Origin of the sequence: Thiomonas sp. 13-64-67 (assembly GCF_002282795.1) — a bacterium.
Lineage (GTDB): Bacteria > Pseudomonadota > Gammaproteobacteria > Burkholderiales > Burkholderiaceae_C > Thiomonas > Thiomonas arsenitoxydans.
On the sequence record NZ_NCKP01000008.1, the window covers coordinates 1 to 18919 of the forward strand.

The window sequence follows — 18919 nt, forward strand, 5'->3', positions numbered from 1 at the left end:
TCTGCTCTTCGCTGAATCGACTCGTCTTCATGTCCATCATTCTCCATCGTGATGGACTCCACGAACTTCACCGTGGTACGGCTGGCGGGGAGCAGGTCAGGTATCCCGTCTTTTGACGATATCGACCGAGGAAATACCGCCGTGCCGCTGACAGACCCCGCCGTTCGCAACGCCAAGCCGTCCGACAAGCCCCGCAAACTGCCCGACGAAACAGGGCTGTATCTGATGGTGAAGGTGTCGATTTCTAAGCAATCCCGAGCCTGATCTGTTTTAAATCGACGTCAACACCGACCTCAGGCGTAGTCGATAGTTAGTGGAGCATGATCGGAAAACCGCTGCTCCGTGTAAATCCAGGCGCTATCCGATTTAGCCTGCGCCGCGATGCCGGGAGTGGCCAGGTGGTAGTCGATGCGCCATCCCACGTTTACCAGGTGTACCGATCTGGCGCGGGGTCGAGCTGGCGAAACACGTCCACATAGCCCGCCTCGTCAATCAGTCGGGTCATCCAGGCGCGCTCTTCCGGCAGGAAGCCGCTGTTCTTGAGGTTCCCTTTCCAATTCTTCAAATCAATCTCTTTGTGGGCGATGTTGACATCGCCGCACAGCAGCACCTCGCCTGCGGCCTCCAGGGCCAGAAGGTGTTCGTAGAAATCGGCCAGGAACCGAAATTTCGCCTGCTGGCGCTCCTCGGAGCTGGAGCCCGAGGGGAAGTAGGCAGACACGATGGATAGACGCCCGCCGCCCGGGCGCTTGTAAATGGCTTCGACATAGCGCCCTTCCGCGTCGAACTCGGCATGGCCAAAACCGATGCGCACTTCATCGGGTTCGTGCTTCCAATAGAGGCCGACGCCGCTGTAGCCGGGCTTCTCGGCGTGCTGAAATGCGGCCCCGGGCAATCCACCCAAGGTACGCAGGCCGGGCGTCATATCGGCTTCCAGCGCTTTGAGTTCCTGCACGCAGAGCACATCTGGGCGTGCCTGCGAGCGCAGCCAGTCATCGACCCCCTTGTTCGCGGCGGAACGTACGCCATTGAGATTCAGAGTGGTCACGCGCAAGGGGAAAGGCAACATATCCAGGCATCCGGTTGGGTCAAGCAATGAACAGGCAGGCACTCGGGTATCTGCTCTGCAACACAGGCAGCGCCTGCAACGCCGCAAAGCAAGGCACAATAAGGCGGCTCGTCAACGCGACGGCCCACTTCGACATTGTTGCAGCAACACTCTCACCCGCAGTTCATGAAATTGACCGTGCGCCAACTTCGCCCCCTCCTCCTCGGCTTGCTGTTGTGCACCGCTCCGTGGGCGCACGCTGACATCTACCTCTGTCGCGACGCGAACGGCACGCTGGTTTCCAGTGATCGCTTGACGCAGGATTGCCTGACCTATGGCGGCAAAGTGATCGGCTCAGACGGCACCGTGCGCCGGCGCATTCTGACCATGAAGGAACAGGCCGAGCAGGCCCAGGCAAAAGAGGCCGCGCAGAATCTGGCCAGACAGCAGCGCGATCAGCAACGTGAGGATCGTGCCCTGTTGCTGCGCTACCCAAACGAAGCCGCGCTGGAGGCCGCCCGCGTCAGCGATTTGAATCGGCCGCAGTCGATGATCGAGGACGCCGAAAAACAACTCGCTACTCTGCAGCGTCAGTTCAAGCGTCTGCAGATCGATGCGCAGTTTTATCCGCAAGGCCCACTGCCCCTCGAACTGCGAACCAAGCTCGATGAGAACAAAGTGCTGACCAAGCAGCAAACCGCACTCATCCAAGGCCAAAAAGCCGAAATCGTTCGCATCAACCACGAATACGATGCGCTGCGCACTCGGATGAAACCCCTGTGGGCCAGGGCATCGGCAAGGCAATAGTCGCCGCCCAGCTGTCAGCTAGAGGCGGCCTTGGGAAATGCCTTAGGGCGCCAGCCCGTTTGGATCGAAATCCATCGGCATCAATGCGGGCAAGTAGGCCACGCCTTCATTGCCCCACGATTGCCGCGCACTGCGCACCACCGCTTGCAGGCCATGCGCGGCATGGGCGTTTTCAGCCGAGGCTTGAGGGAAGAAATGGCGCACCATGTCTTGCGCTTGCACGCGCTGCGGGCCGGCCCAGGTGATGGCGAATAGCGATCCATCGGCCCCGATGTATTCCTGCACCGGGATGCCCTGAGGCCCCGTTGCGGCGCGGATCTGCAGATTGTCCGGCAACGAGCGCGACACAATCTGCGCGGTCGCGGCCGGAACCATCCGCCGCTTCGATGCGTCGGGTTGTGATGCGTGCGTCTGGACCAGACTGGCCCAGGCAATGGGCGCGGACAAAGCAACGGCCGCGCCGAGAACGATCCAGCGATTTCTCATGATGTGAACAGGCTCTGGGTGCGAGTGCCCGGTCTGCCCGATAAGCCAGCCGCGCCTGATGGCAGCATCCGACCAGAAGAGCTAGGGCCGGATGCAGCACTCTTGCCAGAATGCTGCAGCGCAAAACTGACGCCGTGCTGAATCAGTTCATGCTGATTCAGTCGTTTTGATGCTGCGCTGCAGCGCCAGTTGTATCGAGCATGGGCCTGCCACATCCCCTCAACAGATCGTCAAACCGGCAATACCACGCGCCCCCAAGCCTCGTTGATGACTTCGGCCCCTGCGAGATAAAACGCCAGTGCCGCCGTAATCAGTCCCAGATAGCCCCCGAATACGGTCAAGCCACTGTTGCCGGTCAATGCGCCAGCAGCCAGCAGATAGAAGGTGGGAACCAGCGCCGTGAAAACCAGCATCAGGGCGCGACCTTTTTTCCAGGTGGCAATCCACAGGTAAGTGGTGAAAACACCCCAGAGCAGCAGATACCAGCCGACGAACGGGCCGCCAACGCCCTTGGCGAAAAAGTCGACGAACAGGGCGAAGCTCCACCAGAACGCGCCGTATCCGCAGAACGCCACAAAGCCAAAGCCGTTGCCAACGAATCCCTCCGCCACACCCGCAACAAACTGCGCCGTTCCGCCAAATGCAAAGGCGGCGGCTAGCACCATCGGCACATCCGCGCCAGGGAACCAGCCGGCATTCACCATGCTCAGCAACCACGTGGTCAAGGCAAATCCGGATAGGCCTAGCGGCGCCGGGTTGATCGCTTTTTTCTCAGCCATTTCAATCTCCTCGTTGTTTTCAGGGAACACAGCGATGGTTTCGCAGTGGTGGCTGGCGCATTGCCAGTCCGCGCGAAGCTTCGACAATCTGCCTGACGGGTCGCCTACATGTCACAAACTTCGTGCAGGCTTTACACCTCGTCACCCGGGTCACTTCCGAAAGACGTAAATCATCGCCTCGCCACAAATCAGCACAAATCCTCACAGAACTCATAAGACTGTTCTTATATGCTGTCGCCACCATGCTCGCAGACCTGACCCTGACCCAACACATCCTGTCCGTCGTTTCTGGCGTGGCAGTCGGTTTTACGCTCGGCCTGATCGGCGGAGGCGGCTCCATCCTTGCGGTGCCGCTCTTGCTCTATCTGGTGGGTTATCCCAATCCTCACGTCGTGATTGGCACGACGGCGCTGGCGGTATCGATCAACGCCTATTTGAATCTGATTCCGCACGCACGCCCGGGCAATGTGCGTTGGAAAGAAGCGGTGATCTTTGCCATCGTCGGCGCTATTGCGGCGTATATCGGTTCTACTTTGGGCAAGGCGGTCGACGGCAAAAAGCTGCTATTCCTTTTCGCCATTCTGATGCTGGTCATCGCCGCCTTGATGATTCGCCCGAAGAAGGTCAAACCCGGCGAAATGGAAGGGAATCCCGGCCAGTTTTCGATGTGGAAATTGGTGGTATCCGCGGCCATCGTCGGCACGCTCTCGGGTTTCTTCGGCATCGGCGGCGGTTTTCTCATCGTGCCGGGCTTGGTGTTCGCAACCGGCATGCCCATGCTGGCGGCGGTGGGCTCCTCGCTGTTCTCGGTAGGCACATTCGGCCTGACCACGGCGGTGAACTATGCGAGTTCCGGCCTGCTCGACTGGACGGTCGCGGGGCTATATATCGCCGGGGGCATTGCGGGCGGTGTGTTCGGCGCACGACTGGCCACCCACTTAGGTAAGAGCAGCAAAGGCACGCTCAACCTTATTTTTGCGGCGCTGGTGGCCGTGGTGGCGGCTTACATGATCTACAAAAACATGTCGGCCTTCGGCATCCATCTCTAAATTCAGGTCGGATGGTCGGCATCAGGCCATCAGGTTTTGACCAGCCGCAATCGGGCAGGTCGAGGATCTCGATCGGGGTGGAACCTCCGGCCTTCGATCTGTTCTGATGTTGCATTCGTTTACAGGAGATCGAATGCAACGCCGTACCTTTCTATCCGCCGCGCTAGTCGCCGCCGTATTGGGCTCCAGCGCCTCGCCAGCGCTGGCCTTGGTTTCACCGCTAGGCGTGGGAGGCACCCTGCCCCAGACGCAATTCGAGAATCAGCACGGAAAGATGGAAGACTTTCCGGGTGCTGATACCCGGATCGTGTTGTTCGCGGTGGAAAAGGCCCCCTCCGACGTAGTCAACGACTACCTGACGGCCTTGGGCGTCGAAGCGATGCACAAGCAGGGCATCGTGTTCCTCGCGGATATCAGCGGCATGCCGGGGTTTGTCACCCAGACCTTCGCTCTGCCCAAAATGCGCAAACGCCCTTACTCCATCCTGCTGGCCAGCAAGGCAGAACAGGCTGCCTTCATGCCGCACGAAAAAGAGGCGGTGACGGTCATGCAGGTTCGCCAGGGCAAGATTACACACATCGGCTTTGCGCGTGATGTGGCCGCGCTCAAGGCCGCCATCGGCTCGCAATAAAAAGGGGCTGGGCGCCGCCCGACCCCGGAGCGGCTCAGACCAATTCACCCACCAGGTCGTGACCGTCGGTGCGCACGATGCGGGCGCGCACGAACTGGCCGCCGCTTTGCGCCAGGCGCATTTTGGTCGAGGGTTTATCGGGCGGCAGCAAATGCACTTTACCGTCGATTTCGGGCGCATCGGCGAAGGTTCTGCCCACTCCCCCCTCGCGGCTCGCCTGATCGACCAACACCCGCATCACCTGCCCCACCCGCCTATGCAGTTTGCGGGTGGACACCTCTTCGGCCACGGCCATGAAGCGGGCGCGGCGCTCTTCTCGCAGCGCTTCGGGCACCGGATCGGCTAGCGCGTTGGCAGCTGCCCCTTCCACCGGCGAATAGGCGAAGCAGCCCACGCGGTCGAGCTCGGCCTCGCGGATGAAATCGAGCAGGGTCTGGAATTCCGCTTCCGTCTCGCCCGGAAAACCCGCGATAAAGGTAGAGCGCACCACCAGTTCGGGACAGATCTCGCGCCAGCGGGCGATGCGTTCGAGGTTGCGTTCGCCACTAGCCGGGCGCTTCATGCGTCTGAGCACGTCAGGGTGGGCGTGCTGCAAAGGCACGTCCAGATAGGGCAGGATGCGCCCCTGCGCCATTAGCGGCAACACTTCATCCACATGCGGATAGGGATAGACGTAGTGCAGACGCACCCAGGCGTCATGCTCGGCAGCCAGACTGCCTAGCGCTTCGACCAGTTCGGTCATGCGAGTGCGAATCGGTCGACCGTCCCAGAAGCCCGTGCGGTACTTCACATCGACCCCATAGGCCGAAGTGTCCTGACTGACCACCAGCAGTTCTTTCACACCCGACGCGAAAAGCGCACGCGCCTCGCTCAAGACCTCTCCGATCGGGCGCGACACCAGATCGCCCCGCATCGCTGGGATGATGCAGAAGGTACAGCGATGGTTGCAGCCCTCGCTGATTTTCAGATAGGCGTAATGCTTGGGCGTGAGCTTGATGCCCGCTGGCGGCACGAGATCGACAAAGGGATCGTGCGGCTTGGGCAAGACGGCGTGCACATGCTGCAGCACCTCGTCGGTCGCGTGCGGCCCGGTGACGGCGAGCACCTTGGGGTGCACTTCGCGCACCAGGTTGTTGCCCGTGGCTGCATCGTTGCGCGCACCCAGGCAGCCGGTCACGATCACTTTGCCGTTTTCGGCCAAGGCCTCGCCGATGGCGTCGAGACTTTCTTGCACTGCGGCGTCGATGAAGCCGCAAGTGTTGACGATGACCAGATCCGCCCCCGCGTAACTCTTGGAGGTGTCATACCCTTGTGCGCGCAGTTCGGTCAGGATGCGCTCGGAATCCACCAGCGCCTTGGGGCAGCCGAGCGAGACAAAACCGATTTTTGGCGCCGCGGCTGCGGCAGGCGATGTTGGCGTGAGGGATGTTTCCATCCCGACATTGTCGCTGAAGCCAGGCGGATTTATTCACACCCTCTCAGCTCACCAGGGGCTTCATTTCTTGGGCGCAGGCGGCTGAAAGGCGCCCAGCATCTGCTTGGCCTGCTCCTGCATCTGTTCTTGCATCTGCATGTAGAGGTTCTTGCTCTGCTCGAGGTAATTGCCCATCATGTTTTGCAACATAGGGCTTTGCACATTGAGAAACTGGGTCCACGCCTCGGGGTTGACGGCTGCGTTGTCATACACGCCGCGCGACTGCTCGGCGAGCTTGTTCTGGATGTCGATGAACGCCTGCACATTCTTTTCCAGATAGCTGCCCATCATGCCCTGCATGGCGTGGCCGTAGAAACGGATGATCTGCTCGAGCATGACCGAGCTGAACATGGGCACGCCGCCGCTCTCTTCTTCCAGAATGATCTGCAGCAAGATGCTGCGGGTCAGGTCTTCGCCAGTCTTGGCGTCCTGCACCACAAAGCGCACCCCGTCCATCACCAGTTGCTTGACATCGCTCAGGGTGATGTAGGCGCTCGCTTCGCTGTCGTAAAGACGGCGGTTGGGGTACTTTTTGATGATGCGCAGAGGAATATCGGACTTGGGCATGGCGGTGGAATGCAGTCGGCAAAAGCGGTCGGAAAAAGCGAAGGTGCACAGGCAAAAGATTTGCGGATTGAACCATACTCCCCGGCGAGCGCCACCGAGGCTTTCCCGCACCGCAGCATCGCGCTTCAGCTCATGTGCAGCCCGCCGTTGCAACTGAATTCGGCGCCGGTGGTGAACCCGGCGTCCTCGCTGGCCAGCCAGACCACGATGGAGGCGATCTCTTCGGGTGTACCCAGACGCTTGACCGGAATGGAAGACACGATCTTGTCGAGCACGTCCTGCCGGATGGCCTTGACCATATCGGTCAGGATGTAGCCCGGCGACACCGTGTTGACCGTCACCCCTTTGGAGGCCACTTCCAGCGCCAGCGACATAGCGAAACCATGCATGCCCGCCTTGGCCGCGGCGTAATTGGTCTGGCCGAACTGGCCTTTTTCGCCATTCACCGACGCGATGTTGATAATGCGGCCCCAGCCCCGCTCGACCATGCCGTCGATCACCTGCTTGGTCACATTGAACATGGAGTAGAGATTGGTTCGCAGCACCAGATCCCAATCTTCATACGTCATTTTGCGCAGCACCGCATCGCGGGTGATGCCGGCGTTGTTCACCAGAATGTCCACCTTTCCGTGCTCGGCGAATACTTTCTGAAAGGCCGCCTGAGTCGAGTCCCAGTCAGCCACATTGCCCTCGGAGGCATAGACATCGAAGCCTTGCGAACGCATGGTTTCCAGCCAACTCTCCTTGCGGCTGGAATTGGGGCCGCAGCCCGCGATGACCTTGTGCCCTGCCTCGCACAGCCGTTTGCAGATGCCAGTGCCGATACCGCCCATACCACCCGTGACATAAGCTACTTTTTTGCTCATTTTGTTCTCCTCGTTTTGGTTTCAGTTTGATCAATCTGCGGTGGTTCAACGCTCCAGCGCCATGGCCACGCCCATGCCGCCGCCGATGCACAGCGAGGCCAGGCCCTTTTCCGCATCGCGCTTGTTCATCTCGTGCAGCAAAGTCACCAGAATGCGGCAACCACTGGCGCCGATGGGGTGGCCGATGGCAATGGCCCCGCCGTTGACGTTGACCTTGGCGGTATCCCAGCCCATCTGTTGATTCACCGCGATGGCCTGCGCGGCAAACGCCTCGTTGATCTCCATGAGATCGAGTTCCTGCGGCGTCCACCCTGCGCGCGACAGACAGCGGGTGGAGGACGGCACCGGCCCCATACCCATATAGGCCGGATCGAGACCGGCGTTGGCATAGGCCCGGATGGTCGCCAGCGGCTTGAGGCCGAGCTCAGCGGCGCGCCGGGCCGACATCACCACCACCGCCGCAGCACCGTCGTTGAGGCCCGAGGCATTGCCCGCGGTGACCGTACCGCCCTTGTCGAACGCCGGACGCAGCCCGCCGAGACTCTCCGCCGTCACGCCATGCCGCACGAACTCGTCGGTGGCAAACACAATGGGGTCGCCTTTTCTCTGCGGCAGCATCACCGGCACGATTTCATCGGTGAAGCGCCCGGCTTTCTGCGCCGCCTCGGCCTTGTTCTGGCTGGCTGCGGCGAAAGCATCCTGCATTTCGCGGGTGATGCCGTATTTCTTTGCCACGTTCTCGGCCGTGGTGCCCATGTGGTACTGATTGAACGCATCCCACAGGCCATCGACGATCATGGTGTCGATCATCTTCCAGTCGCCCATGCGCTGACCGTCGCGCGAGCCCGGCAGCACATGCGGCGAGGCGCTCATGCTCTCTTGCCCGCCCGCCACCACAATGTCGGCATCGCCATCGCGAATCGCCTGGGCGGCCAGCATTACCGCCTTCAGGCCGGAGCCGCAGACTTTGTTGATGGTCATCGCGGGCACCATGTCCGGCAACCCTGCCTTGATGCTGGACTGACGCGCTGGATTCTGTCCACAGCCCGCTTGCAGTACTTGCCCGAAGATGACCTCGGACACTTGCCCTGGCTCAAGCTTGGCGCGCGCGACCGCCTCCTTGATGACCAGAGCGCCCAGATCAACCGCCGACACTTTCGCCAGCGCACCGCCGAATTTCCCCACCGCCGTGCGCACGGCGGACACGATGACGATATCAGTCATGATCGAATTTCCTTTTGAGTGAGATGACGAATACAAAAATAAAAGACCGCTTGCAGAGCATCAGGCCCGCACCTTGACGTAGCGCCCGGGCGCGGGCTCGATCGGCTTGTAGCGAGCGTTGCCAGGTTTTTTCGGCGCGGCGACTTCCGGCCCGGCCTGTTTCGCCAGCCACCGCGCCCAATCGGTCCACCAGCTTCCCGGATGTTCTGTTGCGGCGTCGAACCAGGCTTGCGCTTGCGCAGGCAGTTTGCGCTGGCTGGCAGGAGAAGTCCAGTGGCTGCGCTTGTTGCGCTTGGCCGGGTTGATGACCCCGGCGATATGCCCCGAAGCGCCCAGCACGAAGCGCATCGGCCCGCCGAGGATGCGCGTGGTTTCATACGCGGTTTTCCACGGCACGATGTGATCTTCGCGCGAGGCGTATACATAGGTCGGTAGCTTCACCGCCTGCAGGTTCAGCGGCACCCCAGCCACGGTGAGCGCTCCGGGCTGGCGCATCTTGTTTTCGAGATAGGTGTTGCGCAGATACCAGGCAAACAGCGGCCCCGGCAGATTGGTCGAATCGGAATTCCAGTACAGCAGATCGAACGGCGGCGGGGTTTCGCCCTTGAGGTAATTGCCGACGACGTAATTCCACACCAGATCGTTCGGTCGCAAGCTAGAAAAAGCCGAGGCCAGTTCACGCCCGGTCATCAGCCCGCCCTTGCCCAGCGTGGCTTCGCGCAGGGCCACCGAGGCTTCATCGACGTAAACGCTCAGAATGCCTGTATCGGTGAAATCGACCATCGTGGTCAGCAGGGTCGCGCTATGGGCGAACTGCTCGCCTCGCGCCTGCAGCACCGCCAGCGCGTTGGCCAGCAGGGTGCCGCCTACGCAGAACCCCAGGGTGTTGATGGTGCCACCGCTGCCCTGCGCCGCGATGTCGCGCACCACCTCCATGGCGCGAATCACGCCGTCCTGCACATAGTCGTCCCAGGTCAGGTGGCCCATGCTGGCGTCCGGGTTGCGCCACGACACGACGAAAGTCCGGTGCCCCTGCTCGACCGCAAACCGCACCAGCGAGTTGTCGGGCTGCAGATCGAGGATGTAGTACTTGTTGATCGAAGGCGGCACGAACAGCAGCGGCCGCGCATGCACGCGCTCAGTCAGCGGGGTGTACTCGATGAGCTGGAACAAATCGTTTTCAAACACCACCTGACCTGCGGTGGTCGCCACGTTGCGGCCCACCTCGAAAACCGATTCATCGGTCTGCGTCATTCGACCCTGTTTCAGATCCTTGAGCCAATTTTCTACGCCGGCGCGCAGGCTTTCCCCCTGCGTCTGCACCGCTTTCTCAAGGGCCTCGGGATTGAGCGCCAGAAAGTTGGACGGCGCCGCCGCATCGACCCACTGCTGCACCGCGAAGCGCAGCTTCTGCCGCGTCGTCTCGTCGGTCTGCACGTTTTCGGCCAAATCGAACAGGGCCCGCGCGCCCAGCAGATAGAGCGCCGCGGTGTAGCGGGAAATGCGGCTCTCTGCCCAGGAATTGTGGGAGAAACGCCGATCATTTTCCGGCGGGGCCGATGGACTGGCCGCGTCCGCCTCCAACAGACCGCTCCACAACTGGCGAAACTCGTCAACGTAGCGTTGTTGCAGCGCCTGCAGCCGCGAGGGCTCGAACAGGACGGGTTGCCCCTTTGCCGCGCCTGAAAGCAGCGAAGTCCACACCGGCTGCATGTCGGCCCATGCAGCCCAAGGTTCGGTCTGTCCCGAAAAAAAAGGCGGCGCAGCGGAACCGGTCGAAGTGTTTTGGGCCATGGGGTTGGGTGCGACGGGGAAGGGAGCGAGCCCATCCGCAAAAGCGGCAGGCCACGGCATTCTTGAACAGGCCGCAGGCCGTGTCAACGGCGCTTCCACGATGCGGAAACCACTCTACTCCACCCAGATGCAGCCGGCCTGCCGCCCGGTAACCGGTTGGCGGCGGTAGGAGTAAAACCGCTGGGCAAGGCCAAAGGTGCAAAGACCGCCGCCCGCAATATGCTCGGCCGACAGACCCGCCGCCTGCAGGCGGATGCGCGCAAGCTGCCAGAGGTCGGCCCACCATTTTCCCGGCTGGCCCGGCAAAAACGCGACGGCTGTCTGCGGATGAAGGCTGACAAAAGCCGCCCTCACCTCATCACCCACCTCGAACGCCCCGGGCCCGATCGCCGGGCCCAACACGGCCTGCACTTCGGCCGCAGGGCAACCGGCGCGGTCGCAGACGGCTTGCAGGCTGGCTTCGAGCACGCCACCCGCCAGGCCACGCCACCCGGCATGCGCGGCGGCCACCGCCCTGCCCTCAGGTGCGGCAAACAACACCGGCAGACAATCGGCGACCAGCACCGTGGCCGCAACGCCGCGCTGCGAAGTGCAGGCCGCGTCCGCCACGGGTTCCGGGTCATCGTCATGGAACTGATCGAGATCGGCCACCGCGATGCCGTGCACCTGCTGCAAGTAGCGAGGCTGTGCGCCGCCCAGCGCGTCGCTGAGCAGCCTGCGGTTCTTTGAGACGGCGGCCGGATCGTCGCCGACATGGTTGCCCAGATTCATTCCACCGCCCAAGGTGCTTCGCGCGCAGCCATAGGCCGCGACACTCACGCCCCCGGCGCAGCTGGAGAACACCGCGCGCACCCGCGGGTTTCCCGGCCAGGCAACTTGCAGCCAGGGCGCTTGCGCCGCGGGTGCAGCGAGGTTGTCAGGGCTGAAGTCCGTCAGAACAGGCGTGTGGAGCATGACATATGAGGCCAGCGGCAAGCCGGGCCCGGAAAAAGGGTAAGGGATGTATCAATCTGCTGCGGTCGGCAGAGTCCGCAGCCTGTGGGCTGGGTGCGCAATTTATAGTGAAAGCGTACAACCCGTTTCAGTCCCTATCCTTCTACCCTGCGATGCGCCTTTCCGTCATCATTCCCGCCCATCGGTCGCACGCCTTCATCGGCGATGCGCTGGATTCGCTGGCGGCGCAGCAGCAGCCAGACGGGCTCGCCCTCGAAGTCATCGTGGTTGCGGATGACGGCACCGACTATGCCCACCACTTCACCGCTGCCCGCCGACAAGCTCTGGAGTGCCTATCCGCCACGACAGGACGCATCGCGGCCGGGCCGTCGGCAGCGCGCAATATCGGACTGAATCGCGCCAGCGGCGACTTTATCTCGTTTCTGGATGCGGACGATCTCTGGCTGCCCGGCCGCGCCGCCGCCTTGCTCCCTTTGGCCGATGTCCACGGCGCCGCGGTGTGCCGCATGGCGATCACCGCCCTCGACGCGCCAGGCACGCCGAAGCTGACCCCGGTATTGCCAAAACACGGACACCTCTCGCCGCAGGACAGTCTGCTGATCGACGGCGGATTCTGCCCGGTGTACCGCCGCGATTGCATCACCCACACCTGGGATGAAGCCCTCGATTTCGCCGAAGACCTGTTGTTCAACCACGTTGCCGTGGTCAACGCCGGCGGTCTGTTCGTGCATCCGCAACCCTTGATGCACTACCGCATTCGCCCCGATTCGGCCACGCATCACATGCCCTCTGCCAGCCACCGGGCCGAGCGGGCCTACGCGCAGATGTTGTCGCGCTTGTCGCCGGCCTCGGGCGAAACCGCGACATTGGCTGCGTGTCTGCACCGCAAACGGCGGCTCAACGCGGCCTATCTGCAGGCTTGGCAGCAAGAGCCCGGGCTGCATTTCGAGCAGTTCGTCCGGGCTTCATCCCCCTGACGCGTGCAAAGATAGGGCAGCGCTCACCAGCCCTGCGGATCGATCTCTTCCGGCTCACCGCCGCAGGCGTCCCAGAAACTCGCTATATCGTCCGAAATGGGAGCGATGAAATCCATCGGCTTGTCGTTCAGGGGATGGGCAAACGCCAGCCGCGCGGCATGCAGCGCCTGACGCTGCAAGGGCAGATCGGGCCGCAAGCGCCCGCCATAAACCGAATCGGCCACCATCTCCAGCTTGGCAAACTGCAGATGCACCCGAATCTGATGCGTGCGCCCGCTGTGCAGCTTGCAGCGCAGCGCCGTCAGCGGCCCCCAGCGGGTGTCGAGTTCGGCCAGCGGGGTGAAATCGGTACGGGCTGGTTTGCCGCCATGCACCACCGCCATGCGCAGACGGTCGCGCGGGTGACGGCCAATGGGCGCCTCCACGTTGAATGCGCGGCTCACCGAGCCCCAGGCCAGCGCGAGATATTGGCGGTGGATGGTGCGCGCCTGTAACCGGCGCACCAACTCGGTCTGCGCCTCCAGCGTACGCGCCGTCACCATCAGCCCGCTGGTGTCTTTGTCGAGACGGTGAACGATGCCCGCTCGCGGCAGCCCTGCCGTCTCGGGGTAGCGGGCCAGCAAGCCGTTAAGCAGGGTGCCGCTCCAGTTGCCCGCGGCCGGATGCACCACCAGCCCCGCCGGTTTGTTGAGCACGGCCAGATCGGCATCTTCAAACACCACGTTGAGTGGCAAGTCTTCGGGTGCGAAGGCGGTGTCTTCAGGCATTGCGGGCACGGCGATGCGCAGGGTTTCGCCCGCGCGGGCCTTGTCGCGCACGCCAGCCACCTGAGCGCCCATGCGCACCAGCCCCGCTTCGCACCACTGCTGCAGGCGGCTGCGGGAATATTGCGAAAACTGCGCGGCAAGCACTTTGTCGAGCCGCTGCCCGGCGTCGGCCTCGGGGACGACGGCTTCGAGCACCGTCGAATCGACAGCGGCGCTGTCTTCGTCGAGATCGGCGAAATCGCCGTCGACCGCAGAGGGCGAAGCATGTGGAGAGAGATCGGTCATGAGGGGGAAGCGAGGCTCCCTATAATCTGCAAGCTTTACACCACCCTGGGCGATTGATATGCGTGTTGCGTTGTACCGTCTCTGGACGTTGCGGTTGTTGGGCGCTGCGGCGGCAGTCGTGCTGCTGGGCCTTGCAGGCTGTGCCTCCACGCCGTCGAAAGACGAAACCCTGGGCTGGTCGTCGGCCAAATTGTATGCAGAGGCCAAGGACGAGATGAACAGCGGCAACACCGACAAGGGTGTGAAGCTGTACGAGAAGCTCGAGTCGCGCTACCCCTACGGGCTGTTGGCGCAGCAGGCGCTGATCGAGATCGCCTACGGCAACTACAAGCAGGGCGAGCGGGCGCAGGCCCTGGCCGCCGCCGACCGCTTTCTCAAGCTCTACCCCAACAACCCCTACACCGACTATGTGCTCTACCTCAAGGGCCTGATCAACTTCAACACCAATCAGGGCTGGTTCTCCTTCCTGTCCGACCAGAAGCTCTACGAGCGCGACCAAGCTGCGGCCAAACAGTCGTTCGAGAGTTTCAAGGAACTCGTCACCCGTTTTCCTGAGAGCAAGTACGCGCCCGACGCCCGCCAGCGCATGCGCTACATCGTGAACTCGTTGGCCGAGTATGAAACGCATGTCGCGCTGTTCTATTACCGTCGTGGGGCCTATGTCGCTGCGGCCGACCGCGCGCAACGTGCCATCGAACACTACCAGGACGCGCCGGCCAATCAACTCGCCCTGGCGATACTGGTCGATGCCTACGGCAAACTGGGCATGACCCAACTGCGCGACGACGCCGAGCGCGTGCTCAAGCTGAACTACCCGCAGAGCACCTATCTCACCGAAGGCCTGCCCAAACGCGACGATCCGTTCTGGAAGCTCTGGTAAGCCTGATTCACTTCGTTCCCTGCAAAAACGCCTGAGCCTCTGCCGTTTGGCTCACGCGCGTGAAGGGCGGCAGGCTCGCCAGAAGTTGTCGCCCCCAGCCGGTCGCCGTCAGGCGCCGGTCGCACACCACCAGCACTCCCCTATCGCTTTCGGTGCGGATCAACCGCCCCGCCCCTTGCTGCAGCGAGAGTGCGGCCTGGGGCATGCTGTAGTCGGCAAAGCCGCTGCGCCCTTCGGCCTCGATCTGCTTGAGCCGTGCGGCGGTGAGCGGGTCGTCGGGCGGGGCGAACGGTAGTTTGTCGATGATCACCAGGGTCAGCCGGTCACCAGGCAGATCGACGCCCTCCCAAAAACTCTGACTGCCCACCAGCACCGCCTGCGACGTGCTGGCGAAGCGGGCCAGCAAGGCGGCTTTCGATTCGTCGAACTGTTCCAGCACCGCCCTGCCCGGCAGCAGCGCGCGCAGGGTTTGCGCGATGATCTTCGCCGCCCGCAGCGTGGTGGTGAGCACGAACGTGCCGCCGGTATTGCCCGTGGCGAGTTGGGCGGCGAGCGCCCCCACCGATTCCGAATGGCCCGGCTGGTTGGGCAGCGGCAAGTCTTGCGGCACCAGCAAGCGCCCTTGCTCGGCATAGTCGAACGGGCTGGCCACGCGCAATTCGCGGCAACGCGGTGCCGTCCCGTCTTCCACCGGCGCACAGCCGCCCTGCTCCGGTGTCAGCCCCAGCGCGGCGCGGGCGTGGCGAAAGCTGCCGCCCACGCTCAAGGTCGCCGAGGTGAAAATCCAGGCCTGACTGCGTTGGGCCACCAGGGCGGCAAACGCCGGTGCGATGGACAAGGGCGCGGCTTGCAACCGCAGATGCGCGCTGCCCACGTCGGCCCAGCGAACCTGCGGCGGTGCGTCGGTCTGATCGGGGTCAGGTGCAGCCTGCCAACTTGAAAAGGCCTGGTGCAAGGCGGTGCAGCGATCCATCAGCCGCTCGAACTCAGCCGCCGCCTCGACATGGGCCGACAGCACCTCCGCGGTATGCGCCAGTTGCGCCTGGAGGTCGTGCAAGGCTACGTCCCAGCCGGGCAGATCGAGCACCTGGGGCTGACTCAGACGCCCGGGGTTTTGCGGTGCGGCCAGGCGCAAATCGCGCGCCGCGCGCTCCAGTGCACCGCTCAAGGTCTGCCAGTCGGCCAGGCCTTTGGCGTGTTGCAGGCCTGCGGCCAGCACGTCGCGGCTGAGATCGACCACCTGCGCCGTGCCGCAGCGCGCCCCGAGGAATTGCACCCCGATTTCGGCAAGCTGATGCGCTTCGTCGAAAATCAGCGTGTCTGCGGTCGGCAGCAATTCGGCCACGCCTTCGCCGCGCAACGCCAGATCGGCGAAAAACAGATGGTGATTGATGATCACCACGTCGGAAGCCAAGGCCTCGCGGCGCGCTTTCATCACAAAACAGGCTTTGTAGTCAGGGCAGTCTGCCCCGAGGCAGTTGTCGGTGGTGGAGGTGACGAGATAGCCCAGCGCGGAGTTTTCTTCCAGCCCCGACAGCGCCGACAGATCGCCGCGTGCATCGCTTTTGGCGAACTGCGTGATGCGGCGCAATTGCGCATGAGCATGGCGGCCGTGCACCCATTCCGCCGCGCGCTGCAGGCGGTAGAGGCAGACGTAATTCGAGCGGCCTTTGAGCACGCAGGTGCTCACCGCTGCGCCCAGCGCACGGCGTGCTGCGGGCAGATCCTTGTTGTAGAGCTGATCCTGCAGATTGCGGGTCGCGGTGGAAATGATCACCCGCCCGCCATGCAACAGCGCAGGCACGAGATAGGCCAGCGTTTTGCCCGTGCCCGTACCCGCTTCCGCCATGAGGATGGCCCGGTCGGCGATGGCCCCGGCCACCGCCATCGCCAGCTCTCGCTGCCCCTCGCGCACCGACCACTGCGGCAATTCCTCCTGCAGCGGACTGCCGGGAGAAAACAGCGCGTCGCAATGCTCGGCCAAAGCCGTGGAGGGTTCTGGCGCCTGAGGCGTCGAAGACGGGGAATCAGCGCGCATGCCGATGGCGGGCACTTTCCAGTGCCGCGCAGCATGGCGAAGGCGGACATGCGCGCCCCCTAGAATCAATGTGTTCCATCAGTTTGTTCATCCGCTCACTCATCGCCGCCTTCTGCACTGAATCGCCGCCGATTCTATGGATCCCACCGATCACTACCCGCCGTCCCGGTTGCCGCCCCTGCCCACGCCGGTGCAGCACCGTGCGGGTACCCGCTGGCGGCTGAGCGCGGCAAGTGGCCTGCACAAAGGCGACCGGCCGTATCAGCAAGATCAACTGCGGGTCATTGCCCACCCCCGCGTGCAGGGCTGCGTGCTGGCAGTGATTGCCGACGGCATGGGCGGAAAAAGCGGCGGACGCAAGGCGGCCGATCAGGTCATGCTCACCGCGCAGCAACTGTTCGAGCGCTACCACCCGGACAGCGACGACCCGCATGCGCTGCTGCAGCAGATCGTGCAGGAAAGCCACAGCATGATCCGGCTCACCGCCCTGTCCACCGAGCAGGAGCCGCATTCCACCATCGTCTGCGCCCTGTTTCACGCCGACGAAGGCCGCTGCTACTGGTCGCATGTGGGCGACAGCCGCCTCTATATCTTCCGCAACGGTCGGCTGCTGCTGCGCACCACCGATGACTCGTATGTGCAAACCCTGGTCGACAAGGGCGAGATCACCGAAGCCAAGGCCCGCAACCATCCGATGAGCAATGTGCTGACCTGCAGTCTGGGCATGTCGGAGCTGCCGTCCAAGCCGGTGGAAGAAAGCCCGCTGATGCCGGGTGATGTGCTCATGCTGTGCAGCGACGGCGTGTGGCACTACTTTACCGATCAGGATCTGGAAATCGCCACCTCCAAACTGCAGCCGCGCGAGTGCTGTCAGTACCTGATCGACAAGGCCCGCACCCGCGCCGGCGGCCGCGGCGACAATCTGTCCCTCATCGTCATCGAGCTGGCGCGGCTGCCCGCGCCGGGTGAGACATCAAGTACGTCATCAGGCGCCTGAGGCCACGCGCCAACTCGGTTCGCGTTTTTCGATGAAGGCCTGTACGCCTTCTAGCGCGCAGTCGTCGAGCATATTGCAGGTCATGGTCTGCGCCGCGAGTTGGTAAGCCGCATCGATGCCGGTCTCGACCTGGCGGTAGAACAGCGCCTTGCCCATGCGCACCGCGGCGGCGGGTTTGTTCAGAATGCTGGCGACCAGTCGCTCCACTTCAGCTTCCAGCGCATCGGCCGGGGCGACGCGATTGATGAGGGCGCGCTGCTGGGCGGTGGCAGCGTCGATGAACTCGCCGGTGAGCAGCATTTCCATCGCCTGCTTGCGCGGCAGATTGCGCGCCAGCGCCACGCCGGGCGTGGAACAGAACAGCCCGTAGTTCACGCCCGAGACGGCAAAGCGCGCGTCAGCGCTGGCCACCGCCAGATCGCAACTCGCCACCAGCTGACAGCCGGCCGCCGTGGCGATGCCATGCACCTGCGCGATGACGGGCTGGGGCAGCCGCATCAGCCCGGTCATGACCTTGCCGCAACGGGCGAAAAGCGACTGGTAATAGGCCTGCGAGGGCTGGGCGCGCATTTCCTTGAGATCGTGCCCGGCGCAAAAAGCTCGGCCTGCGCCGCGCAGGATGACCACGCGGGCGGCGTCGTCTTCCGTCAAGGCGTCGATCTGCGCCTGCAGTGCATCGAGCAAAGCCTCCGACAAGGCGTTGAACGCCTGCGGGCGGTTGAGCGTGAGGGTAACCACGCCGCGCGCATCGCGTTCATGCAGCAGGACGTCGGTCGGGTTCGAGGGGTTGGGCATGGCGGTCTCCTTGGGTTTTCAGTGGATGATGCAAGCACATGCTGAACCTTATCTGACGCGGGTCATTTGGGCGGGCAGGTGGCGCCGGAACAGTGCAAAAAGCCGTCGAGCTGGGCGATTCGGGTGCGGATCATGCCCGACAGACAGTCATCCTGCCGCGTGCTCCAGGCGGCATTTTGCCAATCGGGCGGACCGTTGCGGAACTCACATTCCGCATTCGCCCAGCGCCGCCACAGATTCTGCGCATGATCGAGTCGCCGCTCGGTGTAGGTGCCCATCACCTTCTGCAATTCCAGGCGATAGAGATGGGTCATGCGCTCATTGAGCGCGCGCCGTATCTGTGCGGCGCAATCTGCGCTACGCGGTTGCGACAGGCAGATGGGCGGGGTCTTCACCTCAATCGCGGCCTGCGCCTGCCCGAAGCACGCCAACACCAACAACCCGCCGCACAAAAAGCCGATTCCACGCATGTTCATCCTCTTTCAAAAGAAGGATGGAGCC

General features: G+C 63.0%; 19 protein-coding genes and 1 pseudogene. 7 read left to right on the plus strand and 13 right to left on the minus strand.

The genetic code is table 11. The features are described from left to right. Positions 1–51 precede the first annotated feature (51 nt). Positions 52–264: a hypothetical protein gene (locus B7X30_RS03295; RefSeq protein WP_286729005.1), complete on the plus strand. Its 213-nt coding sequence runs from the start codon at positions 52–54 to the stop codon at positions 262–264. 29 nt (positions 265–293) lie between these two features. Here B7X30_RS03295 and B7X30_RS03300 read toward each other — a convergent pair. Further along, positions 294–1069, minus strand: a pseudogene (locus tag B7X30_RS03300) (exodeoxyribonuclease III). A 165-nt stretch (positions 1070–1234) separates the two neighbouring features. Here B7X30_RS03300 and B7X30_RS03305 point away from each other — a divergent pair. After that, positions 1235–1855 carry a DUF4124 domain-containing protein gene (locus tag B7X30_RS03305; RefSeq protein WP_013105657.1) on the plus strand — a complete coding sequence of 207 codons (621 nt, stop codon included), beginning with the start codon at positions 1235–1237 and terminating at the stop codon, positions 1853–1855. 42 nt (positions 1856–1897) lie between these two features. On the opposite strand, the gene B7X30_RS03310 is transcribed toward B7X30_RS03305, so the two are convergent. Both B7X30_RS03310 and B7X30_RS03315 read right to left on the minus strand, forming a co-directional pair. Then, on the minus strand, positions 1898–2341 hold the full coding sequence (locus B7X30_RS03310) for a DUF2844 domain-containing protein (RefSeq protein ID WP_286729007.1): 444 nt from the start codon (positions 2339–2341) through the stop codon (positions 1898–1900). 230 nt (positions 2342–2571) lie between these two features. Next, positions 2572–3120 (minus strand): acetate uptake transporter, encoded by a 549-nt coding sequence (locus B7X30_RS03315; protein WP_013105655.1) that lies wholly within the window; start codon positions 3118–3120, stop codon positions 2572–2574. 242 nt (positions 3121–3362) lie between these two features. Between B7X30_RS03315 and B7X30_RS03320 the strand changes: the two genes are divergently transcribed. Together B7X30_RS03320 and B7X30_RS03325 are read left to right on the plus strand one after the other, a co-directional pair. After that, on the plus strand, positions 3363–4169 hold the full coding sequence (locus B7X30_RS03320) for a sulfite exporter TauE/SafE family protein (RefSeq protein WP_286729008.1): 807 nt from the start codon (positions 3363–3365) through the stop codon (positions 4167–4169). A gap of 133 nt (positions 4170–4302) precedes the next feature. Next, positions 4303–4800 carry a hypothetical protein gene (locus B7X30_RS03325; protein WP_013122987.1) on the plus strand — a complete coding sequence of 166 codons (498 nt, stop codon included), beginning with the start codon at positions 4303–4305 and terminating at the stop codon, positions 4798–4800. Positions 4801–4834: 34 nt separating this feature from the next. On the opposite strand, the gene rimO is transcribed toward B7X30_RS03325, so the two are convergent. From rimO to pgeF, 6 genes are all read right to left on the minus strand, one after another. Further along, positions 4835–6235 carry a 30S ribosomal protein S12 methylthiotransferase RimO gene (gene rimO, locus B7X30_RS03330; RefSeq protein ID WP_286729011.1) on the minus strand — a complete coding sequence of 467 codons (1401 nt, stop codon included), beginning with the start codon at positions 6233–6235 and terminating at the stop codon, positions 4835–4837. 60 nt (positions 6236–6295) lie between these two features. After that, positions 6296–6841, minus strand: coding sequence for a polyhydroxyalkanoate synthesis repressor PhaR (gene phaR, locus B7X30_RS03335; RefSeq protein WP_013105651.1), 546 nt, complete (start codon positions 6839–6841; stop codon positions 6296–6298). A 125-nt stretch (positions 6842–6966) separates the two neighbouring features. After that, positions 6967–7707, minus strand: coding sequence for an acetoacetyl-CoA reductase (gene phbB, locus B7X30_RS03340; RefSeq protein WP_013122985.1), 741 nt, complete (start codon positions 7705–7707; stop codon positions 6967–6969). Positions 7708–7752: 45 nt separating this feature from the next. Beyond that, positions 7753–8931, minus strand: coding sequence for an acetyl-CoA C-acetyltransferase (locus B7X30_RS03345; RefSeq protein WP_286729014.1), 1179 nt, complete (start codon positions 8929–8931; stop codon positions 7753–7755). 60 nt (positions 8932–8991) lie between these two features. After that, positions 8992–10725, minus strand: coding sequence for a class I poly(R)-hydroxyalkanoic acid synthase (phaC, locus tag B7X30_RS03350; RefSeq protein ID WP_286729016.1), 1734 nt, complete (start codon positions 10723–10725; stop codon positions 8992–8994). 114 nt (positions 10726–10839) lie between these two features. Next, positions 10840–11679 carry a peptidoglycan editing factor PgeF gene (gene pgeF / locus B7X30_RS03355; protein ID WP_286729017.1) on the minus strand — a complete coding sequence of 280 codons (840 nt, stop codon included), beginning with the start codon at positions 11677–11679 and terminating at the stop codon, positions 10840–10842. A gap of 152 nt (positions 11680–11831) precedes the next feature. Here pgeF and B7X30_RS03360 point away from each other — a divergent pair, with 152 nt between their 5' ends. After that, on the plus strand, positions 11832–12656 hold the full coding sequence (locus B7X30_RS03360; protein WP_286729018.1) for a glycosyltransferase family 2 protein: 825 nt from the start codon (positions 11832–11834) through the stop codon (positions 12654–12656). 23 nt (positions 12657–12679) lie between these two features. Here B7X30_RS03360 and B7X30_RS03365 read toward each other — a convergent pair whose 3' ends face one another. Further along, a complete protein-coding gene (locus tag B7X30_RS03365) occupies positions 12680–13708 on the minus strand; it encodes an RluA family pseudouridine synthase (RefSeq protein WP_286729020.1) in 1029 nt (342 codons plus the stop codon). A 58-nt stretch (positions 13709–13766) separates the two neighbouring features. Here B7X30_RS03365 and B7X30_RS03370 point away from each other — a divergent pair, with 58 nt between their 5' ends. Then, positions 13767–14588, plus strand: coding sequence for an outer membrane protein assembly factor BamD (locus B7X30_RS03370; protein WP_013105644.1), 822 nt, complete (start codon positions 13767–13769; stop codon positions 14586–14588). Between the two features lie 7 nt (positions 14589–14595). Here the strand turns inward: B7X30_RS03370 and yoaA are convergent, their stop codons facing one another. Next, a complete protein-coding gene (gene yoaA / locus B7X30_RS03375; RefSeq protein ID WP_286729023.1) occupies positions 14596–16626 on the minus strand; it encodes a DNA repair helicase YoaA in 2031 nt (676 codons plus the stop codon). A gap of 136 nt (positions 16627–16762) precedes the next feature. Here yoaA and B7X30_RS03380 point away from each other — a divergent pair, with 136 nt between their 5' ends. After that, positions 16763–17623 carry a PP2C family protein-serine/threonine phosphatase gene (locus B7X30_RS03380; RefSeq protein WP_013105642.1) on the plus strand — a complete coding sequence of 287 codons (861 nt, stop codon included), beginning with the start codon at positions 16763–16765 and terminating at the stop codon, positions 17621–17623. Here B7X30_RS03380 and B7X30_RS03385 read toward each other — a convergent pair. Together B7X30_RS03385 and B7X30_RS03390 are read right to left on the minus strand one after the other, a co-directional pair. Further along, complete coding sequence (locus tag B7X30_RS03385; RefSeq protein WP_286729026.1) at positions 17612–18418, minus strand: enoyl-CoA hydratase; 807 nt, start codon at positions 18416–18418, stop codon at positions 17612–17614. The genes B7X30_RS03380 and B7X30_RS03385 overlap by 12 nt on opposite strands. A gap of 62 nt (positions 18419–18480) precedes the next feature. After that, on the minus strand, positions 18481–18888 hold the full coding sequence (locus B7X30_RS03390; protein ID WP_286729028.1) for a lysozyme inhibitor LprI family protein: 408 nt from the start codon (positions 18886–18888) through the stop codon (positions 18481–18483). Positions 18889–18919 lie beyond the last annotated feature (31 nt).

What these genes read in the sequence shown, in the direction of transcription:
- B7X30_RS03295 (WP_286729005.1), top strand. Translation starts at nt 52, where the DNA reads ATGGACTCCACGAACTTCACCGTGGTACGGCTGGCGGGGAGCAGGTCA.
- B7X30_RS03305 (WP_013105657.1), top strand. Translation starts at nt 1,235, where the DNA reads ATGAAATTGACCGTGCGCCAACTTCGCCCCCTCCTCCTCGGCTTGCTG.
- B7X30_RS03310 (WP_286729007.1), bottom strand. Translation starts at nt 2,341, where the DNA reads ATGAGAAATCGCTGGATCGTTCTCGGCGCGGCCGTTGCTTTGTCCGCG.
- B7X30_RS03315 (WP_013105655.1), bottom strand. Translation starts at nt 3,120, where the DNA reads ATGGCTGAGAAAAAAGCGATCAACCCGGCGCCGCTAGGCCTATCCGGA.
- B7X30_RS03320 (WP_286729008.1), top strand. Translation starts at nt 3,363, where the DNA reads ATGCTCGCAGACCTGACCCTGACCCAACACATCCTGTCCGTCGTTTCT.
- B7X30_RS03325 (WP_013122987.1), top strand. Translation starts at nt 4,303, where the DNA reads ATGCAACGCCGTACCTTTCTATCCGCCGCGCTAGTCGCCGCCGTATTG.
- rimO (WP_286729011.1), bottom strand. Translation starts at nt 6,235, where the DNA reads ATGGAAACATCCCTCACGCCAACATCGCCTGCCGCAGCCGCGGCGCCA.
- phaR (WP_013105651.1), bottom strand. Translation starts at nt 6,841, where the DNA reads ATGCCCAAGTCCGATATTCCTCTGCGCATCATCAAAAAGTACCCCAAC.
- phbB (WP_013122985.1), bottom strand. Translation starts at nt 7,707, where the DNA reads ATGAGCAAAAAAGTAGCTTATGTCACGGGTGGTATGGGCGGTATCGGC.
- B7X30_RS03345 (WP_286729014.1), bottom strand. Translation starts at nt 8,931, where the DNA reads ATGACTGATATCGTCATCGTGTCCGCCGTGCGCACGGCGGTGGGGAAA.
- phaC (WP_286729016.1), bottom strand. Translation starts at nt 10,725, where the DNA reads ATGGCCCAAAACACTTCGACCGGTTCCGCTGCGCCGCCTTTTTTTTCG.
- pgeF (WP_286729017.1), bottom strand. Translation starts at nt 11,679, where the DNA reads ATGCTCCACACGCCTGTTCTGACGGACTTCAGCCCTGACAACCTCGCT.
- B7X30_RS03360 (WP_286729018.1), top strand. Translation starts at nt 11,832, where the DNA reads ATGCGCCTTTCCGTCATCATTCCCGCCCATCGGTCGCACGCCTTCATC.
- B7X30_RS03365 (WP_286729020.1), bottom strand. Translation starts at nt 13,708, where the DNA reads ATGACCGATCTCTCTCCACATGCTTCGCCCTCTGCGGTCGACGGCGAT.
- B7X30_RS03370 (WP_013105644.1), top strand. Translation starts at nt 13,767, where the DNA reads ATGCGTGTTGCGTTGTACCGTCTCTGGACGTTGCGGTTGTTGGGCGCT.
- yoaA (WP_286729023.1), bottom strand. Translation starts at nt 16,626, where the DNA reads ATGCGCGCTGATTCCCCGTCTTCGACGCCTCAGGCGCCAGAACCCTCC.
- B7X30_RS03380 (WP_013105642.1), top strand. Translation starts at nt 16,763, where the DNA reads ATGGATCCCACCGATCACTACCCGCCGTCCCGGTTGCCGCCCCTGCCC.
- B7X30_RS03385 (WP_286729026.1), bottom strand. Translation starts at nt 18,418, where the DNA reads ATGCCCAACCCCTCGAACCCGACCGACGTCCTGCTGCATGAACGCGAT.
- B7X30_RS03390 (WP_286729028.1), bottom strand. Translation starts at nt 18,888, where the DNA reads ATGCGTGGAATCGGCTTTTTGTGCGGCGGGTTGTTGGTGTTGGCGTGC.